Below are 9,852 nucleotides of genomic sequence, written 5' to 3' on the forward strand. Positions count from 1 at the left end.
AACGTCTGGCATCAGCGGCGAGCGTAGCGAGTCCGCTGCATGCCGGGGTTAGGCAGCGCTGACCGAAACCGGGGCGGGAAGTGCTGGCCGTGGTGCATGACGAACGACGTTGGTCTGGTGCCTTCGGCGGCGGTGAGATGCGGAGAAGCTACGAGGTGGTGGCGGGTGTACGCGGGTGCCACTGATAACGGGCAAGGGAAAGAACGCCCTGACGTGAAAACCGGACGCCCTCGCGTTGAAGCATGAGGCGCTGAAGCTGATCGTGGCCCATGCCGTCGGAACGCGGGCTGGTGCGACCCTGAACATTGACGACGCGATGCCACGGGACGCTGCTGTGATCGGGAAGTGCGTGGAGGGCGTAGCCAACGAGGCGGGCGTGACGGGGAAGACCCGCGAGGAACGCGACCTGGCCGTAGGTGGCGACGCGGCCGCGCGGGATGCGCCGAACGACGGCGTAGATGAGGGAGTGCGTGGAGGAAGAGGAAGGCAAGGATGCGTGCGGGCGATGCCTAACGTCTGGCATCAGCGGCGAGCGAAGCGAGTCCGCTGCATGCCGGGGTTAGCCTGCTGATAGTGGGTGTGAAGGAGAGGCACGGTCAGTCGACGATGAAGAGACGTGCGCCGGTCTTCGTGGAGGACCTGTGCGGCGCGACATCGTCGGAGACCTGGTAAGACGTGCCAGCTGAAAGGGTGTGGACGGCGCCACCGTGGATCTCGGTGAGGAGCTCGCCTTCGAGGACGAACAGGATGTGGCCGCGTGAGCACCAATGGTCGGCAAGATAGCCCGGAGAGTAGGTGACGACGCGGACACGAACATCGCCGGCCTGAACGGTGCGCCAGGTCGCGACGCCGGAAACGCCGGGATGAGTGGTCTGCGGAACAGTGGACCAGTCGGTGACGCCGAAAGGCACGCCCTCAATCTTCATGTCTTGGTTCTCCGAGTTACGGGAGGCTCCGCTTGATGCCCGGGGCGAAGTGACAACCACAGAGTTCCGTCAGCTGGCTAACGTCTGGCATCAGCGGCGAGCGTAGCGAGTCCGCTGCATGCCGGGGTTAGGCGGCGCGCGGCTTTGAATGATTTCCAGATCGCCGTCGACGAACCCGAAGGCGACAGCTTCAGCGGCCAAGAGGCGCCGCGCCCCGGACTGTCGGACTGGAGGTAGGTGTGGAGAAGCCCGCGCGAAGGTCTTGAGCGCCTTGTTCCAGGTTGAGCCCGCGTGGAGGTGACTGAGCACGAACACGGGCTCTCTGGCTGCGAACACTTCGGAACAGGGCCAGTCGGAGTCGTCTGGATCGAAGCGAGAACAGCCGACGAGCTCTGCGTGCCACTGGCCTGGGGCCTCGTAGAGGATCCGGCGCGGACCGCAATGGCCTCGGGCGCGACCGTGGCCCATGGGATGCTGTCCGCCCAATGTTGAAACTCCTGGATGCTGGCCGTCGAGGAAGGCATCTCAAGTCTCCGGGTGAGTTGTGTGGGTCATCCGCCTAACGTCTGGCATCAGCGGCGAGCGTAGCGAGTCCGCTGCATGCCGGGGTTAGGCGCCGCCGGTTGATTGAGGTGTCGGGTCTGGGCAGGCGACGCGGGCGGCTGGCGCAAGGCCGCGCTCGCGGTGCCAGCCGGGTCGGGACCAAGGGCCCGGCAGGTGGGCCTCATCGCTGCGTTGTATGCGGAGGCGAAGGATGGGCGGCTGATTGAGAAGAGCACGGCGGCCGGTGCGGACGAGCGAGGCCGAGCGACGGCGAAGGAGCGGGCGCACGACCGTGGCGGAAAGCGGCCCGTCTGAAGAAGTGAACGGCGCCGGACGCGATGGCTCGCGCGGCGGCGAGCGACCCTGACGTTCAGGCGATTTTCGCGGCGTTCGTCCGATCGAGCGAGAACTGGCCGACGCCGGGTGGAGGCCGAGTCGGGGTGGCCGGCATGAGCGAGGGCCGCTGCGAGGAGGCAGGGGAGCTGGCCGCGGAAGCCGGAACAAGAGTCGTGTCGCTGGCGAAGGGCGCCTAACGTCAGGGTTCAGCGGCGAGCGCAGCGAGTCCGCTGCAACCCGAGGTTAGACCACGGCGGGCGTGAGAGGAGACGGAAGCTCCGGCGCGGCTTTGCTGGCGGCACGTTTTGAATGCGGGTGCTGAGCCGCCCGAGTGAACCGCGATGTGACCGGGACCGACGACCCCTGAGAAGCACGGAGATGAACCCGGCTCGGGCGGCGGCGCCCGGTGAGGGAAGGAGCGATGTGCCAGAGACGGGAAGCGCCGGAGCCCAGGAAGCTGGGAGGGACTTTGCTGGGCGGGTCAGGAGCGTGTCGGCACGCCACGGTGGTGTTGAAGGCGCGGTCCTTCCGGCGACGACCGAAAGCCGCAAGGCCGGGAAGTGTCTCGGCACCGACGCCGCTGGCGAACACGTTGGCGTCTGTCGGATTCATGGATGAAAAGCCTTGGGTCTAACGTCTGGCATCAGCGGCGAGCGTAGCGAGTCCGCTGCATGCCGGGGTTAGGCCGCGGGCTGCCCTTGCGCGCCGATGCGAGATGCGATGAAAGTCTGTGCTTCTTCGGTGAGGTCGGCCAGTGGAAGGGTCATGAACTGGCCCTTTCCAATGATGAGGAGCCAGAAGTCGGAGAACCGCCAGAGGCCGGTGAATGTGGACCAAGGAGCAGAGAACGAGCCAGCCTGAGAGGACGCGATGAGCTCTGACTCGGTGAGCTGAAGGACGGCGTGCGGCTGCTGCATGCGTGCGAGCTTCGCCATGCCTTGGCGATAGTGGAGAACGTAGAGCCCGATGAGCAGAAGGATGAGGACGGCGACAGCGCCGGAGACCGCACCCGCCAGCCATGAGCCGGGCTCGGTGAGGACGAGGAACATGGCTGCGGCGACAAGGCCTGCAAGAGCCACAAGGGTGCCCGTTCCGAAGCCGCGACGCAGGTACGCGAAAACCGAACGCCGGACGAGGGCGGGAGAGTAGTGAAGGGTGACTGTCAGCATAGCGAGAGCTGCCTAACGTCTGGCATCAGCGGCGAGCGTAGCGAGTCCGCTGCATGCCGGGGTTAGGCAGGCGGAACGGTGGCGTGGGAGTGCCGGACCCTCTTGGCGAGGCTGTTGAAGGCCTTCGCGAGGAACCACCACTGCGCAGATGAAAGGCCGAGAAAGAGGGTGGCTGTGAGCCACGAACGCAGCCACGGGGGCAAGGACTGAAGAGGGATCCGCGCGGTGGAGGTGGCGAGGACTGTCAGGATCAGTGAGGGAGTGTCGTGGACGGTGAGTGTCTTGAGCCAGACGGGGAAGTAGAAGGGATGCCACAGGCGCTCAGCGACGAATGCGGTTCCGAGGGGCTGCTGTGAGATTGCGATCGAGATTCCCCGGCCGCCGGGAAGGCAGTGGGATTCCTCGGGGCGGATACGGTATTTGCGTGATTCGGAGCGGGGCACGGCGGGCTGAAGCGCGACGACCACCACGAGGACGATGGCGTGGACGATCACGAGGATACGAGGGAGGCGATCAGATGTCATAGACGGTGTGATGTGCGGCGCCTGCCTAACCGTGGCGTCAGCGGCGAGCGAAGCGAAGTCCGCTGCACGCAGGGTTAGGGTGCGCTTGCCGCTACCGCTGGGAAAGGGTCTTGGCGACGATGTGAGGAGCGGCAGCGGCGACCCGGAGAAGAGCTTGAGCGGGGCCCTCGGGGCGCCGGCGACCCTGCTCCCAGTTCTGGAGCGTGGAAACGCTGACCCCGATCATCAGGGCGAACTGCGACTGCGACTTGCCGAGGCGAGCGCGGATGGCCTTGACGTCCGTGGGGGTGAAGTAGAAGACGCGCGAGGGCTTGGCCTCGCCGCGACGAATGCGACCGGCCTCGCGAACGCTTTCGAGCAGCTCTTCAAACAGGGCCTTCTTCATGAGAACTCCAGTTCTGCCAGCTTGCGAAGAGCGCGGAGCTGGCCGGGAGCAAGGTCGTCGCGCTCGCTCTTGGGAAAGGCGTAGAGCATGAAGAAGACCTCAGGCTCGGCCTCCCAGAAGTAGAGGATCCGGGCGCCACCCCGTTTACCCCGACCGGGCACCGCCCACCGCACTTTCCGGATGCCGCCGCCACCCGGAATGACGGCGCCCAGTTGCGGCCGGGTGATGAGGGCTGTCTGAAGGGCGCGATAGTCATCGTCGTTGATGAGATCCGCGATGACCCTGGAGAAGACCTTGGTCTCGACGAACCGCACGGCTCGATTATCCGCCACTGACGGATAGCCCGCAACTGACCCGCAGCAGCCTAACCGTGGCTTCAGCGGCGAGCGCAGCGAAGTCCGCTGCAAGCCGGGTTAGGTGGCATGGACGGGGCACAAGCGGCACGGCCTGGGTGGGCGCTGCTCGTGTGCCGGGAGGGACGGGCGGACCGTGGGCCCGCGGAGTGGTGGCCGACCTGCGTTATCCGGCCTGGGCCCAGCGGGACGGAGCTGGACGGGAGAGAGGAACTGTGACGAGGTTCAGCAGTGCACCGACGGCGAGGAGGGCGCCGAGACGCCACGCATGGCCAAGCAAGCCGACAGAGTGGACACCCGGCGAGAAGAGGACCGCGACGTACAGGGCCATCGAGGAGATGGCGAAGGCGACAAAGCCGACCGTGAACCGCTGCGACATGGGCACGATGCCGTCGGCCCTGATTGCGACGACGGTGCCGAGGACGACACCCGCCCAGGGCAGGAGGATGTACTTGCCCGGAGTGAAGAAGGTGTGGCTGAGGGCGAGTACGAGACCGCCGAGAAGGCCGAGTGCGAGGGCCAGCGACAGAGAGCGACGGTTCATCTGTGTCTCCTTCGGTTCACGGGTCTACCCGACAAGTATGTCACCAGACGCTGCCACCTAACGTCTGGCATCAGCGGCGAGCGTAGCGAGTCCGCTGCATGCCGGGGTTAGGCCGCGTTAAGCGGGCTCGGGAGCGGAAAGGCCCCAGGGAACCTCAACTGGGATGGACATCTCGACCACTGAGAGATCCGCGAACGACGGAGGCAGGGGGTACGTACGAGGTCGAAACGTTATGTCGTCCGCGGGTGCATCGGGACACGCGCGAATCTCGCCGACAAAGTGGAAGAGGACGATGTAGAGCCGATACCCGGGCTGTATTGGGCCCAGGTCGGTGACGTGGCTTTCCCGATGGTCGGGGATGCTGAGCTGCCGCAGCAGGGCTCTGGTGGTCGGGTCATAGAGCGCCGGTCGAGCGGTGGCGAAGTTGAGGCAAGTGTCACATGCACAGAGCTCGGCGCCCGGCACGCCTGCATTCGCCTGCGCCCGGCCGGTCGCCACGGGATCGCAGGAAAGCGACCAGCCGCGAAAGGAAATGTCAGTCATGCAGATCTCCGGGAGCGGCCTAACGTCTGGCATCAGCGGCGAGCGGAGCGAGTCCGCTGCATGCCGGGGTTAGGCGACCGTTGTGAGGAAACGCCGACGCCCAGCCGCTGCCAGGCCTCGCGGAACTCGGGGCGGTCGTACGCCTTTGGCTGGAGCCAGAAGCCGTTGGCACCGTCTTTCTCCACCCCGACCGCCAGAGCACGGGCTTCCTCGGGCGTAAGCAGGAAAGACTCGGGTGCTTCCGTGAGCACGCCTCGGCAGACAACGACGAAGTCGCCGACAACGCGCTCGAGATGTGCGCCAAGCAGGACCGGGCCGGAACGGGTAGTGGCCTTGACCTGAAGGGTTCGCGTCTGGGCAGCGTCCTGACTGCACGCGACGATGTCGAAGCCCTTGGCGTTGCGAGTGGCGGGCGAGACGTTCCAGCCATAGCGAGCGAGGCGGAAGCAGACGTAATACAGGCCGACGTTCGCGACGGTCTGGGCGTCAAGAAGGCGGGCGGGACGAGAGGTGGATTTCTTCATACTCACTGTATTGGCGAGGGTCGCCTAACGTCTGGCATCAGCGGCGAGCGCAGCGAGTCCGCTGCATGCCGGGGTTAGGCCTCGCGACGGATGAACGACAGGGCTCAAGGAACGACCGTTTGAGCAGTGTGCGCTCGTATCGGGATCGCGGGAGCTGGCGCGGCCGATGGCGTGTCGTAGTGCGCGACGGGACGTGCTGGCTACTCGTGAGGTTCGTCGGGCTCGGACGTTTTCGATCGGTGCCGAATGACGAGGGCGAAGAGGACGGAGTACGCCACCCACGATCCGAGGCCGTTGACCAGGATGGCGGTCCCCCGAGAATCGATGATTCCGAGCGAGGCGAGCGGCAATGTGAAGAGAAAGCCAGGCACGAGTACTGCCGCGAAGGCGCGGTGGACGTTCCAGGCAAGAGCGGCTGCGCCGGCAACCGTAACGAGCGCCCAGGCGGAGGCCCGCGGAAGAGCTTCGGGAAACGTCGTCATCGTAGCAAGGCCCTCTCCTGACGGAAGAAGCGGTCGAGTAGCCCAGATGCCCAGCAGAGGCCTAACGTCTGGCATCAGCGGCGAGCGTAGCGAGTCCGCTGCATGCCGGGGTTAGGCCCCGGACGGCGTTTGCTGGGGCGTCGGTGCTGGCAGGGGCCTCGGTCGGTCGAGGCGCTGGACGAAGGATCGGAGCGCCTCGGCCGTGGGTTGCCTCCAGTGCCCGAGGCGCGCCTCAGCGACAGCCCGCTGCAGGAGCGCCGCGGCCTCGGTGGAGGTGCCCCGCCGCTCTGCGAGGAGGGCGAGACGCGTGTACGTGAGCGCGATGTCGGTATGGACGGATGTGCCGAGTTCGTACTCTGGATGAGCCGCGAAAGTTTGAAGCACACGAAGGTGCCCTTCGAGGGCAGCGCGGGCGTCGGGGTCTTCCGCGTTCTGGTAGTGATGCCACGCCGACTCGCCAGACCACGCGACCGCTGCGAGAGTCGCCCACGAACGAGAAGGCCGGCCGAAGTAGGCAAAGCCGAGGTAGACGCCGAGAACGAAGCCGGCGGTGGCTGCTGTCAGGATGAGGAGGATGACGCTAGAGCGTTTCATGCTGCAGGACCTGAGGCTTTCGTGAGGGGCCTAACGTCTGGCATCAGCGGCGAGCGTAGCGAGTCCGCTGCATGCCGGGGTTAGGCGCCGGTGTCGACTGCGACGAGGATTACGGCCAGTACGGACCAGCCTACCAGTCCGATATAGCCGAGAACGAGGCCAATGTACGCGTGGGCGCGCGCAAGCGGAGCGGCGTTAGGGACGGAACGCGACCGAGCCATATGACCGAAGCCGACAGCGATAGCGCCAAGGAAGGGAATGAGAATGCCAAGTGCAGAGACGGCGAGTGAAAGATAGGCGAGGAAGGAGGCCCACCGCTCATCGGACCGTCTGTCGGTCCGAAGAGGTGGGAAGAGGAGGCAGGTCAGTAGGAGGGTGGCGAAGAAGAAGTGAAGAACGAGCAGTGGGCCGATGCTGTGAATGACCGCAAAGGAGTTTAGATAGGGATTGGCGTGACGGTCTCCGAACTGCGCGGTGGCGCGGAGGAGAACGTATGCACCTACACAGCTAAAGGCGAAACGCGTGAAGTGTCTCATTGTGGGGGCCGGCGCCTAACGTCTGGCATCAGCGGCGAGCGTAGCGAGTCCGCTGCATGCCGGGGTTAGACGGTGCCGTTGTTGATGACGGAGACCCGATCGGGGTGTCTTCGTGCGTATGGGACCCACCTTTCGACGAGGGCTACGCCACCGTTACCGTGGTAGCCGAAGCAGACCCAGAGGCGGTCGTTGATTGGGTCGAGCGCCTTCTCTAATGGCGAGTTCAAGTAGGCGTCTCGAAAGGTGGGCGACCCGATGAAGTCCCAATGAGCCAGAGCGATGTGAAGTGCTTGTTGGAACAGCGCGGCCTCCTCAGGAGAGCCGAGTTCCTGGAGGCCCCGAAGCGTCTCATGGGCGAATCCGACATGGTGCCAGTTCGAGAAGTGCCAGCCGAGGTCGTCAAGGGCCATGCTGACGTCTAGCTCGTATGTGGCCGCCATGGCGTGGAGGCCGGGTGGAAGGGACCGGAGCTTCAGAACGAAGGCGTCGTACTCGCCGTCGGAAGGCGAGCCGGGCCCGAGAAGGCGACAAAGCTCAGCCGACAGGAGCTTCGCGAGCTTCGTGTCGGACCGCGCCTTCGCGATTGTGTCGGGAGTGAGGGTCATTGAAGTGCCGAGCACCGCCTAACGTCTGGCATCAGCGGCGAGCGAAGCGAGTCCGCTGCATGCCGGGGTTAGGCAACGGCAGGTGACCGCTGAAGCGGAGGGCGGTGTGGCGACCGTGATGCGAACGGGGGTTCTTCATGGGCAACTGCGCCTCGGTGCCTGACGAGAAGGCCCGGGCGTCCACGCGCCGGTCTGCGAGGGGGGACGCGGGGGGAGCGGAGCGCCCCCCGTGCAGAACCGGCGGTCTACGAAACGCTGAGGGCACGAAGAACCGCCTCGCGTGTAGCTTGGGACAGTGAACCGAACTCCTCGTCCGTGAGGAGCGCGGCGCGGCGAAGTGTAACGACGAGGATGAGAGCCTTCGAACGCCTGAATAGCGGTGCGATGGCTGAGCCGACCCGATTGCGCTCGCGAAGGAGGGTGTCGATCGAGGCGACGCGAGAGGCCGAAGACCCGGAGGCCTGAAGTGCTGCCTGGACAGCGTCAAGCAGCCGTGCGTCGAGTCGCTCGAACACAGAGCCTTCCAGCGCGTGGAGTACGCGCCAGTCGGGCTCGGGGAACGACACGAGCATGGAACGAGTATGGCGCGAGACAGGCAAGATGTCGTTTCCGTTGCCTAACGTCTGGCATCAGCGGCGAGCGCAGCGAGTCCGCTGCATGCCGGGGTTAGGCGCCGCTCGCATTGCGGAGGAGTTGATTGAGATGGCGCAGGTGCCGGAAGCGGAAGGCCACGTGCCAAAGGGCAGAGAGGAGGATCGCGCCGAAGACCGCACCGAGTACGAGCACGGCCGTCGAGGGCGCGAAGAGACCGAACGCCACGGAAAGGAGCGCTGCCATTGCGGTGGGAAGGACCCCAATGTATCGGAGGTACGGCAGGTGTCTCATTTCGTTGAACGGAACGAGAATGGGACTCTCGGGTGCGACGACTTCGAGAATGCCAAGGACAACGAGAGCCGGAACGCACAGGACGAGCAGGACCTCTCCAATGACCGAAAGACGGACGACCTTGATTGCGTCGCGGAGGGCTTCAGCTGCAGCCGCTGTGTCGGGTGCATCGGACGGTACGAAGGGACGGCCTCGGGCCAGACCTGTGCCGGTGCGGTCGATCCAGTCAAGCCGTGCTTCCTGTTTAGCCTCCGCCTCTGCCACCTGGGCTGCGATGGCGGGCACCGAGAGGGTGCCGTGACGAGCGGCGAGGACGCGTAGAGCCTCGTCCCGTGCTTCGGGAACGAACTGGGACGGGTCTGCTTCGATTGAATCGAGGATATCGAGAAGCTGGCGGTCAGTGCGGGTGTTGAAGTCAAGCATGAGGCTCTGATGCGTGCGCCTAACGTCAGGGTTCAGCGGCGAGCGTAGCGAGTCCGCTGCAACCCGAGGTTAGACCAGGGCGAATGGATGAGGAGACGGAAGCTCCGGCGCGGCTTGGCTGGCGGCACGTTTTGAATGCGGGTCCAGAGCCGCCCGAGTGAACCGCGATGTGATGAGACCGGCGACCCCTGAGAAGCACGGGGATGAACCCGGCTCGGGCGGCGGCGCCCGGTGAGGGAAGGAGCGATGTGCCAGAGAACGGGAAGCGCCGGAGCCCAGGAAGCTGGGAGGAACTGTGCTGGGCGGGTCAGGAGCGTGTCCGCACGCCGACGCGGTGTTGAAGGCACGGCTCTGACGGGGACGACCGAAAGCCGCAAGGCCGGGAGCGTCTCGGCACCGACGCAGCTGGCGACTACGTTGGCGTCTGTCGGATTCATGGATGAAAAGCCTTGGGTCTAACGTCTGGCATCAGCGGCGAGG

The 9,852-nt window shown here is 65.4% G+C and carries 13 protein-coding genes; all 13 read right to left on the minus strand.

Translation table 11 applies throughout. The annotated features are described in order from the left end of the window. Nucleotides 1-148 precede the first annotated feature (148 nt). Nucleotides 149-523 (minus strand): MGMT family protein, encoded by a 375-nt coding sequence (locus tag IPN03_10270; protein ID MBK9374088.1) that lies wholly within the window; start codon nucleotides 521-523, stop codon nucleotides 149-151. Nucleotides 524-596: 73 nt separating this feature from the next. Continuing rightward, nucleotides 597-926 (minus strand): DHCW motif cupin fold protein, encoded by a 330-nt coding sequence (locus IPN03_10275; protein ID MBK9374089.1) that lies wholly within the window; start codon nucleotides 924-926, stop codon nucleotides 597-599. A gap of 1,559 nt (nucleotides 927-2,485) precedes the next feature. Further along, nucleotides 2,486-2,974, minus strand: a complete 489-nt coding sequence (locus IPN03_10280; protein ID MBK9374090.1) for a YcxB family protein — start codon at nucleotides 2,972-2,974, stop codon at nucleotides 2,486-2,488. 62 nt (nucleotides 2,975-3,036) lie between these two features. Continuing rightward, entirely contained in the window at nucleotides 3,037-3,468 is a 432-nt protein-coding gene (locus IPN03_10285) for a hypothetical protein (protein MBK9374091.1), read from the minus strand. Nucleotides 3,469-3,589: 121 nt separating this feature from the next. Continuing rightward, nucleotides 3,590-3,883: a helix-turn-helix domain-containing protein gene (locus IPN03_10290; protein MBK9374092.1), complete on the minus strand. Its 294-nt coding sequence runs from the start codon at nucleotides 3,881-3,883 to the stop codon at nucleotides 3,590-3,592. Further along, on the minus strand, nucleotides 3,880-4,197 hold the full coding sequence (locus tag IPN03_10295) for a type II toxin-antitoxin system RelE/ParE family toxin (protein ID MBK9374093.1): 318 nt from the start codon (nucleotides 4,195-4,197) through the stop codon (nucleotides 3,880-3,882). Before IPN03_10295 ends, IPN03_10290 begins: the two co-directional genes overlap by 4 nt. A gap of 205 nt (nucleotides 4,198-4,402) precedes the next feature. After that, a complete protein-coding gene (locus tag IPN03_10300) occupies nucleotides 4,403-4,780 on the minus strand; it encodes a hypothetical protein (protein MBK9374094.1) in 378 nt (125 codons plus the stop codon). A 575-nt stretch (nucleotides 4,781-5,355) separates the two neighbouring features. Then, entirely contained in the window at nucleotides 5,356-5,847 is a 492-nt protein-coding gene (locus tag IPN03_10305) for a hypothetical protein (GenBank protein ID MBK9374095.1), read from the minus strand. A gap of 200 nt (nucleotides 5,848-6,047) precedes the next feature. Then, nucleotides 6,048-6,329: a hypothetical protein gene (locus IPN03_10310; protein MBK9374096.1), complete on the minus strand. Its 282-nt coding sequence runs from the start codon at nucleotides 6,327-6,329 to the stop codon at nucleotides 6,048-6,050. 111 nt (nucleotides 6,330-6,440) lie between these two features. After that, entirely contained in the window at nucleotides 6,441-6,923 is a 483-nt protein-coding gene (locus IPN03_10315; GenBank protein ID MBK9374097.1) for a hypothetical protein, read from the minus strand. Nucleotides 6,924-7,524: 601 nt separating this feature from the next. After that, nucleotides 7,525-8,064 (minus strand): hypothetical protein, encoded by a 540-nt coding sequence (locus IPN03_10320; protein ID MBK9374098.1) that lies wholly within the window; start codon nucleotides 8,062-8,064, stop codon nucleotides 7,525-7,527. A 245-nt stretch (nucleotides 8,065-8,309) separates the two neighbouring features. Beyond that, entirely contained in the window at nucleotides 8,310-8,636 is a 327-nt protein-coding gene (locus IPN03_10325) for a hypothetical protein (protein MBK9374099.1), read from the minus strand. Nucleotides 8,637-8,730: 94 nt separating this feature from the next. Beyond that, the gene (locus IPN03_10330) at nucleotides 8,731-9,372 is read right to left on the minus strand and encodes a hypothetical protein (protein ID MBK9374100.1); all 642 of its coding nucleotides are present in this window, start codon (nucleotides 9,370-9,372) and stop codon (nucleotides 8,731-8,733) included. Nucleotides 9,373-9,852: the final 480 nt, after the last annotated feature.

The sequence above is a fragment of the Holophagales bacterium genome, from assembly GCA_016719485.1.
In the GTDB taxonomy this organism is placed as follows: Bacteria; Acidobacteriota; Thermoanaerobaculia; order UBA5066; family UBA5066; genus UBA5066.

Excerpts from the sequence above, each read along its gene's own strand:
- IPN03_10270 (MBK9374088.1), bottom strand. The coding sequence starts at position 523 with ATGCCAGACGTTAGGCATCGCCCGCACGCATCCTTGCCTTCCTCTTCC.
- IPN03_10275 (MBK9374089.1), bottom strand. The coding sequence starts at position 926 with ATGAAGATTGAGGGCGTGCCTTTCGGCGTCACCGACTGGTCCACTGTT.
- IPN03_10280 (MBK9374090.1), bottom strand. The coding sequence starts at position 2,974 with ATGCTGACAGTCACCCTTCACTACTCTCCCGCCCTCGTCCGGCGTTCG.
- IPN03_10290 (MBK9374092.1), bottom strand. The coding sequence starts at position 3,883 with ATGAAGAAGGCCCTGTTTGAAGAGCTGCTCGAAAGCGTTCGCGAGGCC.
- IPN03_10300 (MBK9374094.1), bottom strand. The coding sequence starts at position 4,780 with ATGAACCGTCGCTCTCTGTCGCTGGCCCTCGCACTCGGCCTTCTCGGC.
- IPN03_10305 (MBK9374095.1), bottom strand. The coding sequence starts at position 5,847 with ATGAAGAAATCCACCTCTCGTCCCGCCCGCCTTCTTGACGCCCAGACC.
- IPN03_10310 (MBK9374096.1), bottom strand. The coding sequence starts at position 6,329 with ATGACGACGTTTCCCGAAGCTCTTCCGCGGGCCTCCGCCTGGGCGCTC.
- IPN03_10315 (MBK9374097.1), bottom strand. The coding sequence starts at position 6,923 with ATGAAACGCTCTAGCGTCATCCTCCTCATCCTGACAGCAGCCACCGCC.
- IPN03_10320 (MBK9374098.1), bottom strand. The coding sequence starts at position 8,064 with ATGACCCTCACTCCCGACACAATCGCGAAGGCGCGGTCCGACACGAAG.
- IPN03_10325 (MBK9374099.1), bottom strand. The coding sequence starts at position 8,636 with ATGCTCGTGTCGTTCCCCGAGCCCGACTGGCGCGTACTCCACGCGCTG.
- IPN03_10330 (MBK9374100.1), bottom strand. The coding sequence starts at position 9,372 with ATGCTTGACTTCAACACCCGCACTGACCGCCAGCTTCTCGATATCCTC.